Genomic DNA, 24,921 nt, shown 5'->3' with positions numbered 1-24,921 from the left:
GTGTTTGGCTATACCGGAGCCCAACACCATGTTACGGAGAGATGTCGAGCCATGAACGTGGATCACTTTTTGGACGGACGGCTGAAACTGCGCCATCTCGTTCTCGTCACCGTCGTGGCCGACGAAGGCACCCTGGTCGGTGCTGCCAAGGCGATGCACGTCACCCAGCCGGTCGTGACCCGAAGCCTCCAGGAGATCGAGACGATCATCGGGGTCGAACTCTTCGCCAGGGGGCCCCGGGGCGTCCGCCCGACCCAGTACGGCGACATCCTCATCGAGCACGCCCGCGCGGTCGTCGGCAACGTGCGCGCCGCGGCCGAACGCATCCACGCGCTCCAGCGTCTCGGCATGGAGCCCGTACGGGTCGGGACCAACCTCGCCGGCGCGTACTCCCTTCTTCCGCAGACCCTGATCCGGCTCAAGAAGGCCCACCCGCACCTCACCGTCTCGGTCGTCGAGGCGATGCCCGAGGAGCTCGGCCTGCAACTCTCCCGAGGCGAAGTGGACGTGCTGGTCGGCCGGCTCCAGCCGTCGAGCCTGCGCGCGGCGCTGCGACACCTGCGGCTCTACGACGAACCGGTCCGCCTCGTCGTTAGGCGGGAGCACCCCTGTCTCGGGGCACGCGCAGGCGGCATCGAGGACCTCATGGACCTGCCGTGGATCCTGCCGGGCCGCAACACGCAGCTGCGCCAGGAGATCGACGAACTCTTCGACCGCCGGGGCCTGCCTCTGCCCGCGAACATCATCGAGTGCTCGACGATCCTCACGCTGAGGACGGTTCTGCTGGAAACAGACGCCGTCGCTCCCCTGCCCATGCTGATCGGCGCGCGGGACCCGCTGCTCGACATGCTGCCCCTGACGCTGGACACCGTGCCCCGCGAGATCGGGATCACCACGCTCGCCGACCGGCCGCCGTCCGCGAGCACCCGCCTCCTGATCAAGGGCATCGTGGAGGTCGCCCGGGACACCGATCCTGTGCTGGCCGGGCCGAAGTCATGAGAGGCTCGTGAGAGAGCACCTCGTGCCGCTGGGGATGCCCTCATCGGGCGCAAGCGCAGGGTCCTTTTCATCAGCAGGAGGAGTCCCGGCACGCACTGACCGGCACTGCTCCTGATGACACGTTCCGCCCCTCGGGCTGGTTACGCCTTGAGGCTCAGCCCAGTGAGTTGTTCGGAGGTCTGCCGTACACGGGCGGCCTCTCGCGTGCTGGTGAACCGGCTGTAGAGCTTTTGCTCGGCGGGCGGACCGCCCAGGTGGAACGGTCCGCTGGGGCCATAGAACCGGCCGGGCCGGGCGTCCGGGGACGTGGCGGCGTACAGGGCGGGGAATTTCGCGCTCTCGACGGTTCCGAGGAGGATGCCACGGGCGGACAGGAAACGATCACACGGACACCCAGGGTGTCCTTGTCCCGCCCCACCTCGGGCCGGGCGGCCAGCAGGCTTGTCGGTGCGACGCCAGGTGACAGATGTTGCTGGTGATGCCCCAACGGCCACTCTCGCTGCGCCGGTTGAGTTCCAGAGCGAAGAGCCCCAACGCGATCTTCGACTGGCGGTAGGCCCTGGCCGTTGTAGGAGCGCTCCCAGTTCAGGTCGTCCCAGTTGATGGCGTTCTGGTTCGCCGCGATGCTGACCTGGGACGTCACCCGGGCCTGGCCGGCACGCAGCAGCGGCAGGAGATGGGCCACCAGGGCGAAGTGCCCCAGGTGGTTGGTGCCGAACTGAAGCTCGAACCGCTCGGCGGTGGTCTGCCGGTCCGGCGGCGTCATGACACCGGCGTTGTTGATCAGCAGGTGGACGGGGCGGCCCTCCCCGATCAGCGTCTTGCCGAACGCCTCGACCGAGTCGGGCGAGGACAGATCGAGACTGCGCAGCGACACCTGCCCGCCGGGCACCTGCCGGCGGATCCTCGCGAGCGCCGCCTCGCCTTTCAGCGGATTACGGACCGGCAGCACCACTTCCGCGCCTGCGGCGGCCAGCCATGCCGCCACACCCAGCCCGATACCGTCACTCGCGCCGGTCACCACGGCGCGCTTGCCGGACAGGTCCGGGACGGGGCTGTCGATGGAATCACACGGCATGCAACTCACTCCAGATGGCGGTGTCATTTCCTCCACTGTCACGGCCCCGCCGTCGTTGGGCAGGACCTGTCGATCCCTCGCCACGACAGAAGGTCAGCAGCTGAAGGCAAGCGCATGGGGGGATTGCCAGGCCGTGGATACCGACCTGTACGGGCGGTAGAAAAGGTGATCCAGGAAGCAGAGGGTGGATGAGGAACAGATGGCGATCGACCGGACTGGGCTGGCGGCGTTCCTCAGGAACCGCCGGGAGGCGTTGCAGCCCGAGGACGTCGGCCTCCCGCGCGGGATGCGGCGCAGGACGGACGGGCTGCGGCGGGAGGAAGTCGCTTTCCTGTGCCACATGTCGACCGACTACTACGCCCGGCTCGAACGCGAACGCGGCCCCCAGCCGTCCGACCGGATGATCGCCGCCATCGCGCAGGGCCTCCACCTCTCCCTCGACGAACGCGACCACCTGTTCCGGCTGGCCGGACACACCCCGCCGCCCCGCGGGACGGACAGCGACCACATCAGCCCCGGACTGCTGCGCATCCTCGACCGCCTTGAGGACACGCCTGCGGAGATCGTCACCGAGCTCGGCGAGACCCTGCGCCAGACACCGCTGGCCGTCGCACTCACCGGCGACCTCACGCTGTACGAAGGGCCGGCCCGCAGCCTCGGCTACCGCTGGTTCACCGACCCCGCCACCCGGGCACTCTACGATCCTGACGACCACCCCTTCCTGACGCGCATGTTCGCCTCGGGCCTGCGTGGCGTGGTCACCCTGCGCGGACCCCACTCCCGCGCTGCCCGACTCGCCGCTCTGCTGCTGGCCCAGAGCGAGGAGTGCCGGCAGGCGTGGCAGGCCCACGAGGTCGGCATCCGCCCCCATGAGACCAAGCGGTTCATCCACCCCGAGGTGGGAGCGATGGAGCTGGCCTGCCAGTCACTCGTGGACCCCGACCAGTCGCATCTGCTGCTCGTCTACACCGCCGTCCCCGGCAGCGAGAGCTACGAACGGCTCCAGCTGCTGTCCGTCATCGGGGCGCAACCGCCTCGCTGAACGTCAGTGCAAAGGAACCCAGACACAGGGAACAACGCCCATGTCGCCCTCGCCGCCTACCCGGCTCGCGCGACGCGCCCGGCGCCGACGTGTGGCCGCTCCCCCGCCGATGCCCGTCACGCGTGACCCGTGGCAGGGACCGCGCCGGTCCGGTCCGGGTAGTGCTTGCGGAGATCGGAGTTGGTCATCCGGTCGAGCACGCGGTCGGGAAGGAGGTGGGAGGCTCGGATGAGGAAGCTGGTCATCAGGCCGATGGTGTAGCGGGCTCGGGGCCGACGGGCGGTCGCGGCCTTCGCGATCGTCCGGGCGGCGGTCTCGGAGGTCACGCCTGCCTTGGTGAACGCGGCGACGTGGGAGGGGATCGCCCCGGTCAGGGCACCGTAGCGGGCGGTCTGCTCCGGGGTCATGTCGGCGCTGAGGCGGGCCAGCGTTGCCAGACCGAGGCCGGCCATCTCGGTCCTGACGCCGCCCGGTTCGACGACGACCACCTGGACGCCGTGCGGGGCCAGTTCGTTGCGCAGTGCGTCGCTGACCGCCTCCAGGGCGAACTTGCTCGCGGCGTAGGCGCCGTAACCGGCCATGGAGACCTTGCCGTTCAGCGAGCTGATGTTGACGATGCGGCCGTTGCTGCGCACCAGCGCGGGAAGCAGCGCCTGGGTGAGGGCGACGTGGCCGAAGACGTTGACCTCGAACAGGCGCCGCCATTCGTCGAGCGGGATCGTCTCGATCGGTCCGGCCATGGGGAGACCTGCGTTGTTGATCAGGGCCCGCAGGTTGCGGCCTTGCGGGTCACCCTCGATGCGCGCCAGCAGCGCCGCGATGTGGTCCTGGCGGGTGATGTCGAGGATCACCGGCTCCATGCCGGCGTCGAGGAGGGACGTGGCGTCGCTGTCACGCCGGACGCCGGCGAGAACGTGAAAGCCGCGGCGGGCCATCTCCCGTGCGGTGGCCGCGCCCATGCCGGTCGACGCCCCGGTGACGACTACGAGTTCCTGAGTTTCAGATGACTTTGTCACCTCAAGGACTCTGCCGCACTGAGATGACGATGTCAACTGACTCGGATGACTGTGTCATCACGGGTGGTCTAGGATGCCCGCATGATCAGCCGTGCCGAATCGACCGCCGCCACTCGCCGCGCCCTGCTCGACGCCGCGGCCGGCCTGCTCGACCGCGGCGGCCTCGAAGCGGTGACCCTCCGCGCGGTCGGCGCGGAAGCGGGAGTGACCCGCGGGGCGCCCTACCGGCATTTCCCCGACAAGGAGAGCCTGCTGATCGCGGTCGGCACGCGGGCGTGGGACCGGCTGGGCGAGCTCATGCGGGACCTGCGCGCCGATTCCGGTCTGCCGGCCGCGGAAAAGCTGCGCGCCGGGGTCATCGCGCTCATCGACATCGGCCGCTCCCAGCCGCACCTCTACAAGCTGATGTTCAGCAATCCCTCCAGCGACCCCACCGCGCTGGCCCGCGCTGCCGAGCCCAGCCAAGCCGAGTTCCTCGCCATCGTGGCCGACCTGGTCGGCGAGCAGGACGCCCGGAGGTACGCCGCTCTGCTCATCAGCACGGCGAACGGAGTCGCCGGCATGGAGGTGAGCGGGCAGTTGCCCAACGAGAAGTGGGGCGAGGTCCGCGCCGAAGACCTCATCGACACACTCGTCACGATGATCGCCGGCAAGGGCCGGAGCTCCTGACGCTCTCTGGCCGTTCAGGTGGCGCTCGGGCGACAATCGCCCGCATGACCGAGTCCTCCGGTGGCCCGTCCACCTTCCGTGACCTGTCCGCCTTCGTCGCCTGCCCGCGCGTCAACTCCCTTGCCCTGTCAGCCGATGGCACTCGTCTTGTCGCCGCCGTGCAGTCGTTGTCCGAGGACGGGACGCGGTTCGTGTCCGGTCTGTGGGAGATCGATCCGACCGGGGAGCGCGACGCGCTACGGCTGACCCGGTCCGACAAGGGCGAGTCGGGGCCGGTGTTCGGTCCGGACGGGACGCTGTACTTCCTGTCCGAACGGGCCGCCGCGGACGGCGATGAGGGCGCCGCACTGTGGGCGTTGCCGCCGCGCGGGGAGGCCGTCGTCGTGGCCCGGCACCCCGGCGGTATCGCCGCGGTCACCGTGGCCCGCGACTCCGGCGCACTGTGCCACACTGCGGGGCTTCTCCCGGGGGCCGCTGACGCCGAGGCACACGGAAAGCTGCGCGCGGCGCGAAGGGACGCGAAGGTCAGCGCGATCCTGTACGAGGCCGGTCCGACCCGCGCCTGGGACCACGACCTCGGCCCGGCGGAACCGCACACCTTCGTCCGTGCAGGTGTTGACGCGGAACCGGTCGTCGCCGGTGGGCAGGGGATCGGTCTGGAGGATCCGGGGGACGCGGCGTTGTCCCCGGACGGCACACGGGTCGCCTACCGGCGGTTCGTGCCCGGGCGGGTCCCGGCCGAGCATCGCACCGCGGTGGTGGTGGCCGACTCGGCGAGCGGTGACGAGATCCACGTCGTCGGTGACCTGGAGCACCTCTACGAGGCGCCGCGGTTCACCCACGACGGTTCGGCCCTCGTCTGCTCCCGGATGCGCTACCCGACCTACGACGACCCCTGGGAGGCGACTCTCGTCCGGATCGACCTGGCCGACGGCACGATGCAGGACCTGTTGCCCGGATTCGACAACTGGCCCGCCGACGTGGCCTGTTCACCGGTGGACGACACGCTCTTCTTCACCTCCGACGAGCAGGGGCACGCCCCCGTCTTCCGGCGCGACCCGGACGGCAGCGTCACCCGTCTCACCGGTTCCGGTGCGTACGGCTCGCTGGCCGTGAGCCCCGACGGGCGGACGCTCTACGCGCTGCGCCACGCGGTCGACGCTCCGCCGACGCCCGTCCGGATCGACGCCGGCACCGCCGACCAGAGCCCGGTCGAGCTGCCGGCCCCGGGTGGCGTCGGGGACCTGCCCGGCACACTCACCGAGGTGCACGCGGAGGCGGACGACGGATTCGTGCTGCGCGGCTGGCTCGTACTGCCCCGGGGCGCGTCCGCCGAGCAGCCCGCTCCCCTGCTCGTCGCCGTCCACGGCGGACCGCAGTCCAGCTGGAACGGCTGGAACTGGCGCTGGAGCCCGTGGCCGTTCGCCGCGCGCGGCTATGCGGTCCTGCTGCCGGATCCGGCCCTGTCGACCGGGTACGGGCAGGTCAACCACCGGCGCGGCTGGGGGCAGTGGGGCGGGCGTCCCTACACCGATGTAATCGCGCTGACCGACGCGACCGAGGCCCGCGACGACATCGATGCCTCACGTTCGGCGCTCGCCGGCGGCTCGTACGGCGGATACATGGCGAACCGGGTGGCCACCAGCACGGACCGCTTCAAGGCGATCGTCAGCCATGCAGGCCTGTGGGACCTGCGGATGTTCCAGGGCGACACCGATGTGCCCTGGTACTTCCAGCAGATCTTCGGCGACCCGCTGACCAGCTCCGAACGCTACGAGGCCGACTCGCCGCACCTGGACGTCGCGAAGATCCGCACTCCGATGCTGGTCATCCACGGCGCGAAGGACTATCGCGTGCCCGTCGGGCAGGGCGCCGCGCTCTTCCAGGAACTTCAACGGCACCAAGTTCCCGCGAAGTACCTCTACTTCCCGGACGAGAACCACTGGATCCTCAAGCCGAACCACGCGCGCCTGTGGTACGAGACGTTCCTCAACTTCCTCGACCACCACGTCCTCGGCACCGAATGGCAGCAGCCCGACTTGCTGTGACCCGGCCGACCCCGCCGATCAGTTTGCGATGAGTGCTCGCTCCTCGGCGGTGAGCCGGTTGAAGCAGGCATCCTCCACGGCCATGAACGTCAACCGATCGAGCGCGGGGGCTGTGAGATGGCGAGCGTGGAGGAACCAGCCCTTCTTCTTGTACGTAGCCATGAAGTAGGTCCCATCACCCCCGACCGGTGCCTCCTGGGAAGGTCTGCTCTCGTTCCAGCCCCGTGCCGAGAGACCGGACAGCATGACCTGCAATTGCCGCCGTGCGACGGCCGGATCGGCGGAGTTCGGAGACCGGTAGTTCTTCTCGGTCGGCGACCAGGAGACCACACAAGGGGTCAGCCGCTTGGCGAGAGCGGTGATCCTGCGTCCCTTTTCGGTGCCGGTGGGGGCGTGTGCCCCCTTGGGCACACCAACCCCTGCTTTCACCTTGCCGCCCGTCAGTCCGGCTGCCTCGACGGCCGCTTGCAGGTCCATCCGAACGTCCCTCTGGCCGAAGGGCGCCGATGTGGAAGCAGGGGAAGGGACAGGGGCGGTGGTTACCACCGGGGCCGCGGGTCCGGCGCCCGCGCCACAGCCGGTGGCGAGAATCGCCACCACGGCGGCAAGGGCCGTGTGCGTGGCGTTGATCGTGTTGGGACGCATGTGCACCTTCTCTGCGCGCCGAGTGCTGGTCGGCCGAGGTCGGCCCGGCGGGCCGGATACCGGCGCCGAATCCTCGCACGACTGGGCGAGGTGCACGCCGAGGTGACCGCGGAGGGCTGGACACTGGCGGGGCCGGTCGCGGACTCTCCCGGCCACTCGGGCGACGACCGGGCGTGAACCCGTCACGCGCGATGCGGGCTGCACGTACTCAACCGGAGCGAGGCCGCACGAGGTAGTGCGTAAGGAAATGCAGGACGCGGCAGGACCGACTCCTGGTGAGGTGCCTTCCTCGCGTCATGCCTCGTCCGCGTGGGGCAGCCGCGCTCCGACCCGCGCGGCCGTCTCGCGCAGCCAGATGTGGGCCGCGTCATGGGTGTGGACCGGGTGCCACCACAGCGCTTCCCTCAGCGGCACCGCCTCGTACGGCGGCTCCAGCACCCGCACGGCGGCGATCGGGGCCATCAGTCGCGCCAGCCTCGCCTGGACCAGAGCGATGCGCCGGGTGTCGGCGATCATCAGGGGCAGGAGCTGGAAACTGTCGACGGACACCTCGACGCGCGGTTCGATCCCGAGCATGCCGAGCTGCCGTACGGCGGGCGCGTCGTAGGTGCGCTGGTACGTCACCCAGGGCAGGTCCGCCAGGTCGTCACGGGTGAGCCGCTCCCCCACGCCGGGGTGGTCCTGTGCCACGAGGAACACCCACCGGTCGTCGTAGAGGTCGGTGGACGGGAAGTCGCTGATCACGCCGTGGGGCATGAGCAGGCCGTCGGTGGCGCTCAGCAGGGTCGCGGTGTTGTCGATGACGGTCGGCGGGGTCTGCGTGAAGCGCAGCCGGATGCCGGGGGCCTCCTCGTGCACGAGGCGGGCGAGTTCGGTGCCGAAGACGGAGACGGCGTAGTCGGAGGCGACCAGTCTGAACTCGCGGGTCTCCCTGGCAGGGTCGAAGTCCGCCTGGCTGGAGAAGAGGCGTTCCAGCAGGTCGTAAGCCGAGGCGGTGCGGTCAAGGAGGACCTGTCCGAGTGCGGTGAGCTCGTAGTGGCCGCCGACGCGTGCGAGCAGGTCGTCGCCGAAGTGCCGGCGCAGCCGGGCGAGGGCGGCGCTCATCGCGGGCTGGCTCAGACCGATCCGCTGCCCCGCGCGGGTGACGTTCCGCTCCTCCAGCAGGGCGCGCAGGGCGACGACGAGATTGAGATCGAGACGGGCCAGGTTCACGGATCGGTCCCTTGCGGTGGAGCGGCCAACGAAGAAGATGAACGGGATGGATAGACGGGATGGATGCAGGTCATCCACAGAATCGATTTCCCTGATCACAGGGTGCGGGTCCAGATTAGTCCCACCGCAATCAGGAGGACATGTCCGTGAAACCCGAACCCGCATCCGCGCTCTTCGCCGGACCGTTCGCACTCGCCACCCTCTCGACCCCGGGCGGGCCGGAATTCCCCGCGCTGGTCACCCCCGACGGCCAGGCCCTCGATCTGCGGGACGCCTTCGGCGACGACCGGCTGACCGTGCTGGACGTGCTGGACCGCTGGGAGACCGCCCTGCCGCAGCTGCGGGCCCTCGCCTCCGACACCGGCCTGACGCGTACGGCCGTCGCGGACCTGCATGTGCACGCGCCGGTGGCACCTCGCCAGGTGTTCCAGTCGGGTGCGAACTACCGGCAGCACGTGATCGACCTGCACGTCGCCCACCGCGCCCCGGGAGACGACCGGCCGGAGAGCGAACGGCGCGCGGAGGCCGCCGAGATCATGGACCGGCGGGCCACCGAGGACCTTCCGTACGTCTTCATCGGCCTGCCCACCGCGATCACCGGCCCGTACGACGACGTCGTCCTGCCCGGGTGGGCCGAGCAGCCCGACTGGGAACTGGAGCTGGCGGTCGTCATCGGCAAGCCGGCCTACCAGGTGCCGGTGGAAGACGCGTCCCAGTACATCGCCGGCTACACGATCGCCAACGACCTGACCGACCGGGCCACCGTGTTCCGCCGGGACATGCCGCAGATCGGCACCGACTGGCTGCGCAGCAAGAACGCGCCCGGTTTCACCCCGCTCGGCCCCTGGCTGGTGCCGGCCGAGTCGATCGCGAACCCCGACGACCTGCGCGTCACGCTCAAGCTGAACGGCGACACCATGCAGGACGAGTCCACCAAGGACATGATCTTCAACGTCGCGCGGATGGTGTCGTACGCCTCCCGGACCGCCCGCCTGCTCCCCGGCGACCTGGTCCTGACCGGCAGCCCGGCCGGCAACGGCATGCACTGGGGACGGCTGCTGCGCGACGGCGACGTCATGGAGGGTTCGGTCACCGGCCTCGGGCTCCAGCGCACCCGTTGTGTCGCGGAGGGCGCCGCATGAACCGCCAGGACCCCGAGGGCTCGATCGCCGAAGCCGCCAAGGCGTACTCCAACTGGGGGCGTTGGGGCGAGGACGACAGGCTCGGGACCCTGAACTTCCTCACGGAGGACAAGCGCCGTGAGGGCGCGGCCCTGGTCCGGCGCGGCGTCAGCTTCTCGCTGTCGCAGTCCTTCGACATGAACGGCCCGCAGAAAGGCTGGCGACGGCGCACCAACCCGGTGCACACCATGCTGGACACCGGCACCGACGCGGCCCTCGGCGCCCAGGGCTTCCCGCACGGGATCGGCGGCGCCGACGACGTCATCGCGATGCCGCTGCAGTGCTCGACCCAATGGGACGGGCTCGGCCACATCTTCGACCACGGCAAGGCGTGGAACGGCCGCCCGGCCGAGAAGGTCGTCACCTCCGACGGCGACCTCGTCACCGGCATCGAGCACATGGCGCCCCACGTCGCGGGCCGCGCTGTGCTGCTGGACGTCGGCCGGGTCATCGGCACCGACGGGGAGCTGCCGGACGGGTTCGCGATCACCGAGGACCATCTGACGGCGACGGCCGAGGCGCACCAAGTGAGCGTCGGACGCGGTGACATCGTGCTGGTCCGCACCGGGCAGCTGGCCCGCGCACGCCGCGAGGGCTGGGGCGACTACGCGGGCGGCAGCGCGCCGGGCCTGTCGTTCACCACCGCCGGCTGGCTGCACTCCAGCGAGATCGCCGCCATCGCCACCGACACCTGGGGCTTCGAGGTCCGCCCCAACGAGTTCGACCACGCCTTCCAGCCCCTGCACCAGGTCGCCATCCCGAACATCGGCCTGCTGATCGGTGAGATGTGGGACCTGGACGCTCTCGCCGAGGACTGTGCCCGCGACGGCGCGTACGCGTTCTGGCTCACCGCCGCACCGCTGCCCATCACCGGAGCGGTCGGCTCACCCGTCAACCCGATCGCGGTCAAGTAACCCACGGAACAAGGGAGTTCCCTCATGAGCAGACCCCGCACAGTCCTGGTGATCGGTGGTGGCGCCGCCGGCAACGCCGCGACGGTCTTCCTGCGGCGCGCCGGCTGCACGGTGGACCTGATCGAGGCCAAGGGCGACTGGAACGCCACCGCCGGCTCCGGAATCACCCTCCAGGGCAACGCCCTGCGCGTCCTGCGGGAACTCGGCGTCTGGGACCGGGTCAAGGCGTCCGGCTTCGCTTTCGGCTCCGTCGGCATCACCACTCCGGACGGCACCGTCGTGCACGTCGCCCGGGACCTGCGCACCGGCGGCGACGATCTGCCCGCCACGATCGGCATGCAGCGCCCCCAGCTCCAGCAGATCCTGATCGACGCCGTCCGGGCCAGTGGCGCCGACGTGCGACTCGGCACGACCGCCGAGATCCTCGGACAGGACGCGGACGGGGTCTCGATACGGTTCTCCGACGGCAGCGAGGCCCGCTACGACCTGGTCATCGCGGCCGACGGCCTCGCCTCCTCGACCCGCGCGGCGATCGGCATCCACGACAAGCCCGAGCCGACCGGCATGGCCATCTGGCGCATCGCCGCCCCGCGCCCGGCCGGAGTGACCCGCACCGACCTGGCCTACGGCGGCCCCGCCTACATCGCCGGCTACTGCCCCACCAGCGACACCACCCTGTACGCCTACGTCGTCGAGGCGAACCGCGACCGCGCCGCCATCCCGCCCGAGACGTACGCCGACGAGATGCGGCGCCTCGCCTCCGCCTACGGGGGCCACTGGCCGGAGATCACCGACCACATCACCGACCCGGCGAAGGTCAACTACACGTGGTTCGACCGGCTGTTGGTGGAGGGTGCCTGGCACCGCGGCCGGGTGGTGCTGATCGGCGACGCCGCGCACTGCTGTCCGCCCACACTCGCGCAAGGAGCGGCCCTGTCCCTGGAGGACGCGTGGGTGCTCGCCCAGCTGCTGACCGCCTCGGAGACCTGGGACGACGCTCTCCTCCAGGCGTACTACGAGCGGCGCATGGCCCGCGTCCGGCCGGTCGTGGAGGCGTCCGTGCAGATCGGGCAGTGGCAGCTCGACGGCGTCCGTGACCCCGACATACCCGGCCTGATGGGCTGCACCATGACGATGCTGCGGGAGCTGCCGTGACCCTGGCCCCCACCGTGGACGTCCACGCCCACGTCCTGCTTCCCGACGTCGAGGCCCTGGTGGCCGACCTGCCGGGGCTGGCGCAGGCGAAGGCGCTGGACGCCCGGCGCAACGGACCGGCGGCACTCGCCGTCAACGGGCCGATGGTGCGCGAACGCGTCCCGCGCATGACCGACCCGGCCTTGCGGCTGGCCGCGATGGACGCCCAGGGCGTGGAGGTGCAACTGGTCAGCCCCTCCCCGTCGCACTACCACTACTGGGCGGACGAGGAGACGGCGGAGAAGGTGTACCGGCTCGCCAACGAGGCGACGGCGGCGCACTGTTCCGCAGCGCCCGACCGGCTGCGCGGCCTGGGCCTCGTACCGCTGCAACACCCCCGGCAGGCCGTGCGCGCCCTCGAACACGCCATGGACCAGGGCCTGTTGGGCGTCGAGATCTCCAGTCACGCGCCGGGGCGGGAGCTCTCCGACCCGGCGTACGAGCCCTTCTGGACCCGGGTCGAGGAGACGGACGCGATCGTCTTCCTGCACCCCTTCGGCTGCACGCTCGACGAACGGCTCGACCGCTGGTACCTGTCCAACACCGTCGGCCAGCCGGTGGAGAACGCCGTCGCGCTCTCCCACCTGATCTTCTCCGGAGTCCTGGACCGCCACCCGGACCTCAAGCTGATCGCGGCACACGGGGGCGGCTATCTGCCCACGCACATCGGCCGTGCCGACCACGCGTGGCAGACCCGCTCCGACGCCGGAGCCGACTGTGCCCAAATGCCCAGCAGTTACCTCAGACGCCTGTACTTCGACTCCCTGGTGCACGACCCGCACGTGCTGCGGGAGCTGGTCCGCGCCGCCGGGCCCGACCGGGTGCTGCTCGGCTCCGACTTCCCCTTCGACATGGGCACGGAAGACCCGCTGGGCGCCCTGCGCGCGGCGGGCCTGTCCGACGCCGACTTCGACGCCGTACGGGGCGGCAACGCGGCCGCCCTCCTCCGGAAGGACTGACACCATGCGCCTGCTCACCCACCTGCGGCACGTCGACCTCGCCGTGCCCGACTACGACAAGCAGCTCGACTTCTACGCCGGCGTCTGGGGCCTGACCAAGGTCGCCGAGGACTCCGGCATCTCCTTCCTGGCCGCCGAGGGCTCCCCCGAGCAGTACGTCGTCCGCCTGCGCAAGGCCGACGAGAAGCGCCTCGACCTGGTCTCCTACGGCGCGGCGTCCGCCGCTGACGTCGACACGCTCGCCGAGCAACTCCTGGCCGGAGGCGTGCAGTTGATCACCCAGCCGGGCAAGGTCGACACTCCCGGCGGCGGCTACGGCTTCCGCTTCTTCGACGTCGACGGCCGCACCATCGAGGTCTCCGCCGACGTCGAGGTACGGCAGCACCGCAAGATCGAGGAGAAGGAGGCGATCCCGGTCAAGCTGTCGCACGTCGTCCTCAACTCCCCCGACCTGGACCGCACTCGGCAGTGGTACGAGGAGCACCTGGGCTTCCGGCTCTCCGACACGCTCCACTCCCCGCACATGGGCGAGGTCATGCACTTCATGCGGATCAGCAACCAGCACCACTCCATGGCGCTGGCCAAGGGCCCGCACACCTCACTGCACCACGTCTCCTTCGAGATGCGCGGCCTCGACGAGTACATGCGCGGCTCCGGCCGGGTCATCCGTGCCGGTCACCGCAAGATCTGGGGCCCGGGCCGGCACATGGCGGGCGACAACACCTTCACCTACTTCCTCGACCCGCACGGCAACACCGTCGAGTACACCACCGAGCTGGAGCTCCTCGACGAGGACACCTGGCACCCGCACGTCTACGACTTCTCGCAGCCCGAGGTCACCGACCAGTGGGGCACGGCCAACCCGATGAACGAGCTGATCGCCAAGGAGTCCTTCAACGACGTCGACCGCGGCGTCTTCGTCGCCCCGCCGGTCTGATCCCACCCCCCGCCCCCGGGGGCGCGGCCGGCCCTGTCACCCCGCCCTGACTCGGTCCCGCCGCGCCCCCGGACCCAGCCTGCCCGGAGCCGCACCATGCGTTTCGCCGCGTACGAACACCAGCACCGCCGTCGCGTGGCCGTCGTGGAGGACGACGGCACCCTGCTGCCGATGCCCGGAGTCACCTCGCTCACCACCCTGCTGCCGGAATGCGGCGGTCTCCCCGGCCTGCTCACGGCGGGTGCCGCCGCGCTCGACGCGGCGCCCGGCCCGCACGTGTCGGAGGTACGGCTGCTGCCGCCGCTCCAGCCCGTGTCCATAAGGGACTTCGTCACCTTCGAGGAGCACGTCGAGGGCGTACGGCGCTCGGTGGACGGCGCCGCCGGAGTGCCCGAGCAGTGGTACGCCGCGCCGACGTTCTACTTCACCAACCCGCACGCGATCTACGGCCCGCACGACGACATCCCCGTCCCGCCCGGCTCGAGTGTGCTGGACTTCGAACTCGAAGTGGCCGCCGTCATCGGCCGCGAGGGCCGCGACCTCACCCCTGAGCGGGCCCGCGACCACATCGTCGGCTACACGGTCTTCAACGACTGGTCCGCGCGCGACCTGCAGTCCGCGGAGATGAGGGTCGGTCTCGGCCCCTGCAAGGGCAAGGACACCGCCACCACCCTCGGCCCCTACCTGGTCACCGCCGACGAGCTGGAGCCGTACCGGGACGCCGACGGGTTCCTGCGACTCGCGGTCACAGCCGACGTCAACGGCGAGGTCGTCGGCCGGGACTACCTGTCCAACATGAGCTGGACGTTCGAGGAGATGGTCGCCTACGCCTCCCGCGGCACCCGGGTCATGCCCGGTGACGTTCTGGGTTCCGGCACCTGCGGCAACGGCGGCTGCCTCGCCGAACTGTGGGGTCTGCGCGGCGAACAGACCCCGCCGCCCCTCAAGCCCGGAGACACCGTCACCCTCACAGTGGAAGGGGTCGGCGCCGTGTCCAACACGGTCGTCCCCGGCACCGACCCGGTGCCGCTGCCCACCGGCCGACGCCGGTCCCGGGAGCGGCCGTGAGCGACCTGCACCCCAAGCGGCTGCTCGGCAAAGTCGTCGTGGTCACCGGCGCGGCCCGTGGCCAGGGCGCCGCGGAGGCGGACGCGCTGACCCGCCAGGGCGCCCGGGTGATCGCGACCGACGTACGGCCGGAAGGCGCCTGCCGCCGCCTCGACGTCACCAGCACTCAGGACTGGGCCGACCTCGCCGCCGAACTGAAGGAGTCGTACGGGCAGGTGCACGGGCTGGTCAACAACGCCGGCATCACCTGGCGCGCCCGCCTCGGCGAGGTCCGGGCCGAGGACTTCGACCGGGTCCACGCCGTCAACGTCACCGGCCCGCTCCTCGGCATCCAGCACCTCTCACCGCTCATGCCGGCCGGCTCGTCCATTGTGAACGTCGGCTCCTCGGCGGCCCTCACGGCCCACTATCCCGTCGCGTACACCGCGAGCAAGTGGGGGTTGCGGGGACTGTCCAGGACGGCCGCGCTGGAACTCGGTCCGCGCGGCATCCGCGTCAACACGATCCATCCCGGCTACATCGAGACCGAGATGACCGCCTCGGCCGCCCCCGCGTTCCGCGAGGCCAACGTCCGCGAGACGCCGCTCGGCCGTACCGGAACCGTGGACGAGGTGGCTCCGCTGGTCGTGTTCCTGTTGTCGGACGAGTCGTCGTTCATCACCGGTGCCGACATCCCCGTAGACGGCGGGATGACCGCGCACGGCGGGGTCAAGTCGGTCTCCGACGCGCTGCGGGAGGGGTCTTCGTGAAGCGGCTCGAGGGCAAGGTCGCGCTCATCTCCGGCACAGCCCGCGGGCAGGGCCGGGCCGCGGCCCTGCGGTTCGCCGCCGAGGGCGCGCTCGTGGTCGGCGGCGACCTCCAGCACGAGGAAGCCGTCGAGACACAACGGCTCATCGCCCGCGAGGGCGGCACCGCCCTCACTCCCGGCCCCCTGGACGTCACCGACGAGGCGTCGGTGCGCTCCTGGGTGGCGGAGGCCGTCGACGCCTTCGGCGGTGTCGACATCGTGTACGCCAACGCCGGCGCGGTCCGCTTCGGCGGCATCGCCGACCAGCCGTACGAGGACTTCGCCTTCACCGTGCGCGCCGAACTCGATTCGGTATGGCTCACCGTCCGGGCCGCCTGGGCGCACCTGATCGACAGCCGCGGCTGCGTCCTCACCGTCGGCTCCACCGCTGGCCTGACCGGTTCGCTCACCAACCAGCGCACCGCGCACTTCGCGTCCAAGGGCGGCGTGATCGCCCTGACCCGGCAACTGGCCGCCGAGGGCGCCCCGTACGGCATCCGCGCCAACTGCGTCAGCCCCGGGATGATCGACACGGACGGCTCCCGCGCCAACCTCCTGGCCGCCGACCACCCGATGCGCTCCATCGCCCGGCACATCCCCCTCGGCCGCACCGGCACACCGGACGACGTGGTCAACGCGGCCGTGTTCCTTGCCTCCGACGAGGCGTCGTACATCACGGGCGCCAACCTCGTCGTCGACGGCGGCTGGTCGACCGTCCTGCCCGGTGCCGTCCCCGACGCGACCTCCTGAAAGGAAACCCCGCACGTGAACAAGGTCCGCGGCAGCGCCGCAGACGCCGTCTCCGACATCACCGACGGCGCGTCACTCGCCGTCGGCGGCTTCGGCCTCAGCGGCGTACCGGAGGTCCTCATCCGCGCCCTGTACGAGCAAGGCGCGCAAGGCCTGGAGGTCGTCTCCAACAACTGTGGCGTGGACGGCCGGGGCCTGGGCGTCCTGCTGGCCGCCGGTCGCATCACCCGCGTCACGGGCTCGTACGTGGGCGAGAACAAGGAGTTCGCCCGCCAGTACCTGTCCGGCGAGTTGGAGGTCGAGCTCACCCCGCAGGGCACCCTCGCCGAACGCCTGCGGGCCGGCGGCGCCGGCATCCCCGCCTTCTACACCCCGGCGGGTGTGGGCACCCAGGTCGCCGGCGGCGGTCTGCCCTGGCGCTACGCCCCGGACGGTTCCGTGGCCGTGGCCTCCCCGCCCAAGGAGACCCGCGACTTCGCCGGCCGCCCGCACGTCCTGGAGCACGGCATCACCACCGACTTCGCCCTCGTACGGGCCTGGCGCGGCGACCGCCACGGAAACCTCGTCTTCCGCAGGGCCGCCGCCAACTTCAATCCCCTGGCGGCCATGGCGGGCAGAGTCACCATCGCCGAGATCGAGGAACTGGTCGAACCGGGCGAACTGGCGCCCGACGCCGTTCACCTGCCCGGCATCTACGTCCAGCGTGTCGTGGCACTCAGCGCCGCCGAGTCGGCCGACAAGCAGATCGAGAAGAGGACGGTACGTTCCTGATGGCCTGGACCCGCGACCAGATGGCCGCCCGAGCGGCAGCCGAACTCGCCGACGGCTCCTACGTCAACCTCGGCATCGGCCTGCCCACCCTGATCCCCGGCCACCTCCCCCCCGGCGTCCGGGTCGTCCTGCACTCCGAGAACGGCATCCTCGGCACCGGCCCCTACCCCACGCAGGACGAGGTCGACCCGGATCTCATCAACGCCGGCAAGGAGACGGTCACCGTGCTGCCGGGGGCGTCGTTCTTCGACTCGGCACTCTCCTTCGGCATGATCCGCGGCGGGCACATCGACACCGCCGTCCTGGGCGCGATGCAGGTGTCGCAGAGTGGTGACCTGGCCAACTGGATGATCCCCGGCAAGATGGTCAAGGGCATGGGCGGGGCGATGGACCTGGTCCACGGCGCCCGCCGCGTCATCGTCCTGATGGAACACACCGCCAAGGACGGCAGCCCCAAGATCCTCAAGCAGTGCACCCTGCCGCTCACCGGCGAACGCTGCGTCCACCGGATCATCACCGACCTCGCCGTCATCGACGTCACCGCGGACGGCCTCGCCCTCGTCGAGACGGCTCCCGGCGTGACCGTCGAGGACGTGGCGGAACGCACGGCCGCGCCCCTGGTCCTGAACAGCCGCACGGTGGCCTGCTGACACGTTTGCGTCCCGGAACGAAACAGGAACTGGCGTCAGCGCATGGCCACCGCGCCGGATGGTTGGTCACTTCGCCTGGGCGAGCCAGTGCGCGTCGGGACCGGCGGGAAAGCGCAATTGGCCGGTCGTGTCGTGGACGGCTCGCCATACCGCCTCGGCGACATCGGTCTCCTCGGTGAACAGCTCCTGGGCGGTGAAGGAGTCCATGGCCTTCTTCGCCCACGCCGCGTACGGTTCCGGGACCATCTCGTCCGGTGCGGCGCCGTTCGTGGCGCGAACGGCGAAGTTCGTCGTCAGACAGGCTCCCGGTTGGACCGTCTTCGCCCGCACACCGAAGGGCGCGAGTTCGAGCGCGAGGGAGGCGGTGAACCCCTCGACCGCCATCTTGCTCGCCTTGTAGACGGCCGAGAGCGGCATGTGACCGAGCACCACACTGGAGGTCACGTTGACGACCACTCCTGAGCCGCGTTCGCGGAAGCTGGGCAGCACCGCCTGCGTGGTCGCCATGACACCGAAGGTGTTGGCTTCGAACAGCTCCCGGACCTGGGCCAGGGGGGTGCCCTCGAAGACGCCGATCGAGGGCACCCCCGCGTTGTTGACCAGGACGTCGACGGGGCCCGCCGCCTCGAACGCGGCCGTGATGCTCGCGGGCTCGGTCACGTCGAGTTCGACGACGCGCAGCCGGTCCGACTCCGGCAGAACACCCGCGCGCGGGGTGCGCATCGTGGCGATGACGTTCCACCCCTGCTCGTGGAAGTGGAGGGCGGTGGCCCGACCGTATCCGGACGACGTACCCGTGATCAGAACAGTGCTCATGCTGTGCCCCTCGGCGATGTGGTGGGATGACTCCCATTGGATCGCTCTGAGCTGCGGGAACGGTAGAACTATCCTCTCGCCTCCTTGCCTGATCCTCCTCCGTGACCGCCGTGCCGGTCAGGACAGGACACCGCTGGGGGCCCGCACCGCATCACGCAGGCGCACGGCGTCCTGGCTGGGCGGCGCGCCGAACTGGCGGCGGTACTCCCGGCTGAACTGGGAGGGGTTGTCGTAGCCGACGCGCTGGCCGACTCCGGTGACATCGCCGGGGTGGGTGGCGAGCAGCAGCCGGGCTTCCTGAAGGCGGATCTGCTTCTGGAACTGGATGGGGCTCATCGCGGTCACCGCCTGGAAGTTGCGGTAGAAGGCCGAGGCGCTCATGCCGGACATCCGGGCCACGTCCTCGACCCGGAAGGGCTGCGCGTAGTTCTCGCGGATCCAGCGCACGGCCCGGGAGACGTGACTGAGACTGCTGTCGGCGAGGCCCAGCTGACGGACCGTCGCGCCCTGCTCGCTGGTGATCAGCCGCCACAGGATCTCGCGCTTGACGAGCGGCGCCAGTACGGCCCGGTCGCGAGGTGCGTCGAGCAGCCGCAGCAGCCGTACCACCGCGTCGAGCAGCGCGGGCGGGGCCTCGCTGACGGCAATGGCCGAGGGGGCGCCCGCGCCGGTGCGAGGGGTGTCACCGGGGCCGGCCTGGAGGAGCAACTCGGCCACGGCGGACGGCTCCAGCGTGAGTCCGAAGCCGAGGGCCGGCTGTTCGGGATCTGCCTGGGTGAACTGTCCGGTGACGGGAAGGTCGACGGACGCGACCAGGTACTGCCCGGGACCGTACTCGTAGACCCGGTCGCCCAGAGCCAGACGTTTGGTGCCCTGGGCGATGACCGCGAGCACCATGCCGGACATGGACAGCTCCGGCGGGTCCGAGCGGTCGACCTTGGAGACGAGCACGCCGTCGATGGCGGTCGTCCAGTCAGGCTTGGCGTGCCGGGCCAACAGGCTGCGGAGCTCTTCGAGGTGCATGGGGACATTGCACCACCGTTGCGGGCCGGCGCTCCCGTGTTCGCGAGGATCGTGCAAGTCCACGCCAGCATCGTTCTAACGTTTCCGCAGTTCAGGCCGCTTGAATAGAAGTCGCTCCACTCCACAGCCGACCGAGAGGACGACCATGATCGCCACATACGGCTTCAGCGCCACCCTTACCGCCAAGCCCGCCGCGGGAGACCGGCTGATCGACCTGCTGCTGACCGGCATGGACGAGGGCAGCCCTGGTGCGAGTGAGCACTGCCTCGTCTACCTGGTCTCCCGCTCCGCCTCCGACCCCGACGTCGTCCACGTCACCGAGGGCTGGACCAGTGAGGAGGACCATCACCGGGTCTTCGCCGGTGAGACCGCTCAGGCCATCGTGGCGCAGATCGGCCCGCTGCTGGCCAAGGAGCCGGAGTACACCGACCACGTCCCCGTCGGCGGCAAAGTCGCCCTCGGGAAGCCCTGATCAAGCCCCGCCGGCCCTCCCTTGACTGTCCGCCCCCCTGCGAAAGGCAACGACCATGACCACGGCACGCCCCGCTCTGGACCCCGAACTGCGTGAACTCCTGGCCGACATGCCCCTCATGTCCGAGCTCACCCCGGACATCCTCGCGCACCTGCGCCAACTGCCCTCGACGCCCATCGACTCCCTCCTCGCGCACCGGCAGGTCGAGCGGCGCGAGATCACCGTGCCCGCCACGGACGGCACCCCGATCCCCCTGTCGATCCTCAGCCCTGCACACATCGATGCCGGCACCGCCGCCCCCTGCATCTACTGGATGCACGGCGGCGGGATGGTCATGGGTGACCGCTACTCACAGATCGACATCCCGCTGGAGTGGCTCGACCAGTTCGGCGCGGTCGTGGTCTCGGTGGACTACCGGCTCGCGCCGGAGGCCACCGGTGCTGTCCCGGTCGACGACTGCTACCGCGGACTGCTGTGGGTCGCCCAGCACACCGCCGAACTGCGCATCGACCCCGCGCGGATCATCGTCGCCGGGGCCAGCGCGGGCGGCGGTCTCGCCGCCGGTGTCAGCCTGCTCGCCCGCGACCGGGGCGGTCCCGCGATCGCCGCGCAGATGCTGATCTGCCCCATGCTCGATCACCGCAACGCCACCACCTCCAGCCGCCAGTACTCCAGGACCCCCGGCGTCTGGACCACTGAGATGAACGCGTTCGGATGGCACTCGCTCCTCGGGGACCTCCCCGACGCCGAGGTCTCCCCCTACATGTCGCCGTCGCTGGCCCAAAACCTCTCCGACCTGCCGACCGCCTACATCGACACCGGATCCGCAGAGGTCTTCCGCGATGAGGACACCGACTACGCCACCCGTATCTGGGCGGCGGGCGGTCAGGCCGAACTCCATGTGTGGGCGGGCGGCTTCCATGGCTTCGACGCCCTGTACCCGCAGGCGCACATCTCGACCACGGCCCGCCGCACCCGCACCGACTGGCTCGCACGCCTCTTGGGCTAGTGGCTCGTCTCCCCTTCGCGAGTCAGCCGACGCGGACCTGCGCCAGGACCTCGCCGTGGTGCCGCTTGTTCAGCATCGAGTCCGGAGGCGAACCGCCGGCAGCTCCAGCCGCCGGCGATCCCCCGCACCACCCCTCAGTGCCGACGCTGGGCTGCCATCCACTGCCAGACATGTGTTCCGTCGATGCTGGGGTCATTGCGGGCGACGTAGATCCACGACCAGTGGCCGTTGAACTCGTGGCCGTTCCAGACGACGTGGTCGTACAGCGTCATCAGTGAACCGGGAATCACGTCGTGTGCGTGCACGGTGTTGGCCTGCGGGTCCACGGTGGTGTCGTCGCGGGAGGTGACGAGCCAGGTGGGAGTGCTGATGCGGGCCAGGTCGCTGTCGGGGATCAGGGCCGCACCGCCGGGCGGGAAGGACGCGACGACGCCGCAGATCGGAACCGATGCGGCGAACAGAGTCGGATAAACGGTGGTCATCTTCAGACTCATGTAGCCGCCGTTGCTGCAGCCCGCCACGTAGATCCGGTCGCGGTCGATGCGGTTGCGGCGCGTGACGTCGTTGATGATCTCGTGGATGAGGGGGGCGAAGCGGGGGCCGTCCTCCATCCAGTACGAGGTGCTCTGCGGGGCGACGACGTAGGCGCCGTCGAAGATGCGCTGCGCCTGGGGGGTGGCGAAGCCCAGGGCGCCGCGGTTGGCTCGTAGCGTGGTCTCGTTGTCGTAGTAGTCGTTGGGCAGTGAGGCGCCCTCGCCTCCGCCGTGCAGCCACACGATCAGCGGACGCTTCTTGTGCCGGGAGAAGTGTGACTGGGTGGGCGAGTACAGCCGGTACTTCATATCCGACCCGGAGACGTGGGCGCTGAACGCGTCCACCTCGGGATCCGAGAGCCGAGGCTTCTGCACGAACTCGTCGATGACGACGGATCGGTGATTGCGCAGGACGATCGGGGCGTGCTGGGTGAGGGTGTAGACGAGGTCGAGCATCACGTTGCGGCCCGCGCCGGCGAGGTAGCCGAGCGTGCCGCCGCCGGTTTGTCCCTCGCCATGGCTCAGTTCGAGCACGATGTCGCCGCGGTGGTCGAGCCGGACCGCGGTCACCGTACGGTCGAGGTCGTACTCGCCGAAGATGATGTCGTCCGGGGCGACGGGAAACGGGCTGACGGCCTTGGCGTGCACGCTGAAGGTGTCGGTGGTCAGGCAGGCCGGGTCGATCGGGCCGAGCCGGGCGGTCTCCAGGGTGATCGAGGTGACCTGTTCACCGCCGTCGAGCACTTGGGCGTTCAGGGTGAATCTCACGCCGGCGGACGCACGGTCGGCGGCGTAAGCGGCGACGCCGGGCACGGACAGACCGGCGGCGCCCGCGCCGGCGGCCAGAATGGTGCGACGGCTGATACGTGGTGCCATGCGGACTCCTTGGGGGGGCGGAGGCTTCACCACGGCCTGGGCGCCGAACTCGGCGCGGCCGCAGTCGACAAGAGGAGGCGGTCGACCTCGTCTGCCGGGACTCGCATGAACGGATCCTTGCCTCTTGTCGGGGGAGATCGTCAAGGAACGCGGAGCGGCTGAAGACAGGCTCGCCAGGCGGGCGAGTCTCTGCCAGACAGGCAATCGCATTGCATTGTCTGCGAGTTCGGGGTGGCGCGGAAGCCAAGATGTGCCTTGCAAGGCAGCTGAAGAAGGCGACCACCGCCGTCGTCTTCGCCTGGAACACCGGCGGCGGGGACCTGGCCACGGCACTGCCCGACGACCAGGACCAGCTCATCGCCGACGTCGCCGCCGTGAACAGGAACACCATCGTGGTGCTGCAGACCAATCAGCCGATCGCCCTGCCCTGGCTGGACAAGGTGAAGGCCGTCCTGAACACCTACTACGGCGGGGACCAGGCCGGTGTCGCCGCGGCACAGATCCTGCTGGGCAAGATCAACCCCAGCGGCCGGCTGCCCTACACCTGGCCGCAGGACATCTCCCAGGAGGTGGCCCACGACCCCGCCCACCCGGAGCGATCCAGCGAGGGCGTCGACGGAATGACCACCTACTCCGAGGGTGTCAACATCGGCTACCGCCACTTCGAGGCCAACGGTCTGATCCCGCGGTACGCCTTCGGCTACGGCCTGTCCTACACCACGTTCCGCCACAGCGCCCTGCGGATCGAAACCGCCCTGGACGGAGGGCTGGACGTCACGGTGACGGTGACCAACACCGGTGGCGTCGAGGGAACCGACGTGGTCCAGGCCTACCTCGGCGCACCCGACAGGACACCCAGCGGCGTGCAGTTCGCGCCCAAGGCGCTGGCCGCCTACGAGCGGGTGACCGTCAAGCCCGGCCGCAGCAAGCGCGTCACGCTGCACATCGCGCTGCGGCAACTCCAGTACTGGAGCGACAAGAGCGGCTGGACCCTCGCCACGGGCCGCCGGGACGTACTGGTCGGCGCCTCGGCCCGGGACACGGCGCTGAGGCAGCAGGTCCGCATCACAGCGGGTCGCGCCACGCACTGACACGGTGTGTCGGCCGGTGCCGATGGCGGGGGCAGGGGGTATCGCCCCCGCCATCGGCACCGGCACCGGCACCGGCACCGGCACCGGCACCGGCCAGAAGTTTCACTGCGTCGCGCGCACGACGCCCTTCGCTGCCGTGCGGGTTGCACCAGCTCCCCGGCCTCGTCGCTGCTGACGACCGCCGTGGTCTCACCGGGATCGCGTAACCGGCCACAGGCGGCCAAGCACCACCGAGACCTTCCAGCTTGCCGACGCCGCCGGCCCAGCACCGCTCATCCGCCCAAGCAATGTCGGTCACGCGTCGTCATCGCGAAGGGCACGCTCGTGGTCCCGTACAGTCGACATGCCGCGATGCCCCGGAAGGAAGATCCCCTTGAGCGACGACGCGCCGAGCGGTGTCCTGAGCAAGGCGCTCGCCGTGCTGCAGGCGTTCACCGTCGAGGACACGACCCTGGGCTTCACCGAACTCCGGCGACGTACGGGTTTCGCGAAGAGCACCCTGCACCGGGTCCTCGGGGACCTGGTGGCGGCACGGCTGCTGGACCGCGTCGACGAGCGTTACCGCCTGTCGGGGCTCGTCTTCGAGCTCGGGATGCGCGCGTCGGTCGAGCGCGGGCTGCTCGAAGTTGCCACGCCGTTTCTCGAGGACCTGTACGAGCGCACGCACGAACTCGTCCATCTGGGCACCCGGGAGGGAACGGAGGTCGTGTACGTCGCCAAGGTGGGCGGCCACCAGCAGGCCAACTCCCCCTCCCGGCTCGGCGGCCGCATGCCGCTGCACGCGACGGCCCTCGGGAAGGTGCTCCTGGGCCACGCCCCGGACGACGTGCGGGAGACCGTGCTGCGCGGGCCCCTGGAACGCAAGGCGCCACGGACGATCACCAACGTCGAGGTGCTGACGCGCCAGCTGTCCGACGTCGTCACGCAAGGGGTGGCCTTCGAGTACGAGGAGTCGGCGGTCGGCATCGTCTGTGTGGCCGCCGGTATCTTCTCGCCGTCGGACGAGATCATGGCGGCGATCAGTGTGACGGGCCCGGTGCACCGGTTCCAGCCCGCCCGGCATGCCAGCAGTGTGCGCGCCGCAGCGGCCGGGATTTCCGCGACGCTCGGCCGTCGCGAGGAGTTGCGCGGCCACTGATCGCGGGCGCCGCCCACGGCCGAGTTCCGCGAGGCGGAACTCA

25 protein-coding genes are annotated in these 24,921 nt (G+C 70.3%); 18 read left to right on the top strand and 7 right to left on the bottom strand.

What is annotated here, in order from left to right; translation table 11 throughout:
• The first annotated feature begins 51 nt into the window (after positions 1 to 51).
• Entirely contained in the window at positions 52 to 999 is a 948-nt protein-coding gene (locus M2163_RS44790) for a LysR family transcriptional regulator (RefSeq protein ID WP_280896986.1), read from the top strand.
• A 154-nt stretch (positions 1,000 to 1,153) separates the two neighbouring features.
• Here M2163_RS44790 and M2163_RS44785 read toward each other — a convergent pair whose 3' ends face one another.
• On the bottom strand, positions 1,154 to 2,077 hold the full coding sequence (locus M2163_RS44785) for an SDR family oxidoreductase (RefSeq protein ID WP_280896985.1): 924 nt from the start codon (positions 2,075 to 2,077) through the stop codon (positions 1,154 to 1,156).
• Positions 2,078 to 2,276: 199 nt separating this feature from the next.
• On the opposite strand from M2163_RS44785, the gene M2163_RS44780 reads away from it, so the two are divergent.
• Positions 2,277 to 3,119, top strand: coding sequence for a helix-turn-helix transcriptional regulator (locus tag M2163_RS44780; RefSeq protein WP_280897424.1), 843 nt, complete (start codon positions 2,277 to 2,279; stop codon positions 3,117 to 3,119).
• Between the two features lie 116 nt (positions 3,120 to 3,235).
• Here the strand turns inward: M2163_RS44780 and M2163_RS44775 are convergent, their stop codons facing one another.
• Entirely contained in the window at positions 3,236 to 4,135 is a 900-nt protein-coding gene (locus M2163_RS44775; RefSeq protein ID WP_280896984.1) for an SDR family NAD(P)-dependent oxidoreductase, read from the bottom strand.
• 81 nt (positions 4,136 to 4,216) lie between these two features.
• On the opposite strand from M2163_RS44775, the gene M2163_RS44770 reads away from it, so the two are divergent.
• Both M2163_RS44770 and M2163_RS44765 read left to right on the top strand, forming a co-directional pair.
• Positions 4,217 to 4,804, top strand: a complete 588-nt coding sequence (locus tag M2163_RS44770; RefSeq protein WP_280847099.1) for a TetR/AcrR family transcriptional regulator — start codon at positions 4,217 to 4,219, stop codon at positions 4,802 to 4,804.
• A 44-nt stretch (positions 4,805 to 4,848) separates the two neighbouring features.
• Complete coding sequence (locus M2163_RS44765; protein ID WP_280896983.1) at positions 4,849 to 6,852, top strand: S9 family peptidase; 2,004 nt, start codon at positions 4,849 to 4,851, stop codon at positions 6,850 to 6,852.
• 18 nt (positions 6,853 to 6,870) lie between these two features.
• Here the strand turns inward: M2163_RS44765 and M2163_RS44760 are convergent, their stop codons facing one another.
• A complete protein-coding gene (locus M2163_RS44760; RefSeq protein WP_280896982.1) occupies positions 6,871 to 7,329 on the bottom strand; it encodes a hypothetical protein in 459 nt (152 codons plus the stop codon).
• A gap of 462 nt (positions 7,330 to 7,791) precedes the next feature.
• The gene (locus tag M2163_RS44755) at positions 7,792 to 8,709 is read right to left on the bottom strand and encodes a LysR family transcriptional regulator (protein ID WP_280847102.1); all 918 of its coding nucleotides are present in this window, start codon (positions 8,707 to 8,709) and stop codon (positions 7,792 to 7,794) included.
• Between the two features lie 140 nt (positions 8,710 to 8,849).
• Between M2163_RS44755 and M2163_RS44750 the strand changes: the two genes are divergently transcribed.
• From M2163_RS44750 to M2163_RS44705, 10 genes are all read left to right on the top strand, one after another.
• Entirely contained in the window at positions 8,850 to 9,851 is a 1,002-nt protein-coding gene (locus tag M2163_RS44750; protein ID WP_280896981.1) for a fumarylacetoacetate hydrolase family protein, read from the top strand.
• Entirely contained in the window at positions 9,848 to 10,804 is a 957-nt protein-coding gene (locus M2163_RS44745) for a cyclase family protein (protein ID WP_280896980.1), read from the top strand. The genes M2163_RS44750 and M2163_RS44745 overlap by 4 nt, the downstream gene beginning before the upstream one ends.
• Positions 10,805 to 10,828: 24 nt before the next feature.
• Positions 10,829 to 11,959, top strand: a complete 1,131-nt coding sequence (locus M2163_RS44740; protein WP_280896979.1) for an FAD-dependent oxidoreductase — start codon at positions 10,829 to 10,831, stop codon at positions 11,957 to 11,959.
• Positions 11,956 to 12,957 carry an amidohydrolase family protein gene (locus M2163_RS44735; RefSeq protein WP_280896978.1) on the top strand — a complete coding sequence of 334 codons (1,002 nt, stop codon included), beginning with the start codon at positions 11,956 to 11,958 and terminating at the stop codon, positions 12,955 to 12,957. Before M2163_RS44740 ends, M2163_RS44735 begins: the two co-directional genes overlap by 4 nt.
• Before the next feature lie 4 nt (positions 12,958 to 12,961).
• Entirely contained in the window at positions 12,962 to 13,894 is a 933-nt protein-coding gene (locus M2163_RS44730) for a VOC family protein (RefSeq protein ID WP_280896977.1), read from the top strand.
• A gap of 96 nt (positions 13,895 to 13,990) precedes the next feature.
• Positions 13,991 to 14,962: a fumarylacetoacetate hydrolase family protein gene (locus M2163_RS44725; protein ID WP_280896976.1), complete on the top strand. Its 972-nt coding sequence runs from the start codon at positions 13,991 to 13,993 to the stop codon at positions 14,960 to 14,962.
• Positions 14,959 to 15,711 carry an SDR family oxidoreductase gene (locus tag M2163_RS44720; protein WP_280896975.1) on the top strand — a complete coding sequence of 251 codons (753 nt, stop codon included), beginning with the start codon at positions 14,959 to 14,961 and terminating at the stop codon, positions 15,709 to 15,711. The genes M2163_RS44725 and M2163_RS44720 overlap by 4 nt, the downstream gene beginning before the upstream one ends.
• Positions 15,708 to 16,499 carry an SDR family NAD(P)-dependent oxidoreductase gene (locus tag M2163_RS44715; RefSeq protein ID WP_280847112.1) on the top strand — a complete coding sequence of 264 codons (792 nt, stop codon included), beginning with the start codon at positions 15,708 to 15,710 and terminating at the stop codon, positions 16,497 to 16,499. The genes M2163_RS44720 and M2163_RS44715 overlap by 4 nt, the downstream gene beginning before the upstream one ends.
• Positions 16,500 to 16,514: 15 nt before the next feature.
• Positions 16,515 to 17,270, top strand: a complete 756-nt coding sequence (locus tag M2163_RS44710; protein WP_280896974.1) for a CoA transferase subunit A — start codon at positions 16,515 to 16,517, stop codon at positions 17,268 to 17,270.
• Positions 17,270 to 17,920, top strand: coding sequence for a CoA transferase subunit B (locus M2163_RS44705; RefSeq protein ID WP_280896973.1), 651 nt, complete (start codon positions 17,270 to 17,272; stop codon positions 17,918 to 17,920). The genes M2163_RS44710 and M2163_RS44705 overlap by 1 nt, the downstream gene beginning before the upstream one ends.
• 66 nt (positions 17,921 to 17,986) lie before the next feature.
• Here the strand turns inward: M2163_RS44705 and M2163_RS44700 are convergent, their stop codons facing one another.
• Positions 17,987 to 18,736: an SDR family oxidoreductase gene (locus tag M2163_RS44700; RefSeq protein ID WP_280896972.1), complete on the bottom strand. Its 750-nt coding sequence runs from the start codon at positions 18,734 to 18,736 to the stop codon at positions 17,987 to 17,989.
• A 117-nt stretch (positions 18,737 to 18,853) separates the two neighbouring features.
• Complete coding sequence (locus tag M2163_RS44695) at positions 18,854 to 19,759, bottom strand: AraC family transcriptional regulator (protein ID WP_280896971.1); 906 nt, start codon at positions 19,757 to 19,759, stop codon at positions 18,854 to 18,856.
• A gap of 145 nt (positions 19,760 to 19,904) precedes the next feature.
• Between M2163_RS44695 and M2163_RS44690 the strand changes: the two genes are divergently transcribed.
• Positions 19,905 to 20,231, top strand: coding sequence for an antibiotic biosynthesis monooxygenase (locus tag M2163_RS44690; protein ID WP_280896970.1), 327 nt, complete (start codon positions 19,905 to 19,907; stop codon positions 20,229 to 20,231).
• Between the two features lie 55 nt (positions 20,232 to 20,286).
• On the top strand, positions 20,287 to 21,240 hold the full coding sequence (locus tag M2163_RS44685) for an alpha/beta hydrolase (protein WP_280847119.1): 954 nt from the start codon (positions 20,287 to 20,289) through the stop codon (positions 21,238 to 21,240).
• A 134-nt stretch (positions 21,241 to 21,374) separates the two neighbouring features.
• On the opposite strand, the gene M2163_RS44680 is transcribed toward M2163_RS44685, so the two are convergent.
• The gene (locus M2163_RS44680) at positions 21,375 to 22,649 is read right to left on the bottom strand and encodes a PHB depolymerase family esterase (RefSeq protein WP_280896969.1); all 1,275 of its coding nucleotides are present in this window, start codon (positions 22,647 to 22,649) and stop codon (positions 21,375 to 21,377) included.
• Positions 22,650 to 22,897: 248 nt separating this feature from the next.
• Between M2163_RS44680 and M2163_RS44675 the strand changes: the two genes are divergently transcribed.
• Together M2163_RS44675 and M2163_RS44670 are read left to right on the top strand one after the other, a co-directional pair.
• Positions 22,898 to 23,740, top strand: a complete 843-nt coding sequence (locus tag M2163_RS44675; RefSeq protein WP_280896968.1) for a glycoside hydrolase family 3 C-terminal domain-containing protein — start codon at positions 22,898 to 22,900, stop codon at positions 23,738 to 23,740.
• Between the two features lie 373 nt (positions 23,741 to 24,113).
• Positions 24,114 to 24,878, top strand: coding sequence for an IclR family transcriptional regulator (locus M2163_RS44670; RefSeq protein ID WP_280896967.1), 765 nt, complete (start codon positions 24,114 to 24,116; stop codon positions 24,876 to 24,878).
• The last annotated feature ends 43 nt before the right edge of the window (positions 24,879 to 24,921 follow it).

This window comes from Streptomyces sp. SAI-135 (assembly GCF_029893805.1).
Classification (GTDB): domain Bacteria; phylum Actinomycetota; class Actinomycetes; order Streptomycetales; family Streptomycetaceae; genus Streptomyces.
The sequence above is the reverse complement of the archived record's forward strand: the minus strand, read 5'-3'. Positions and strand labels throughout refer to the sequence as shown.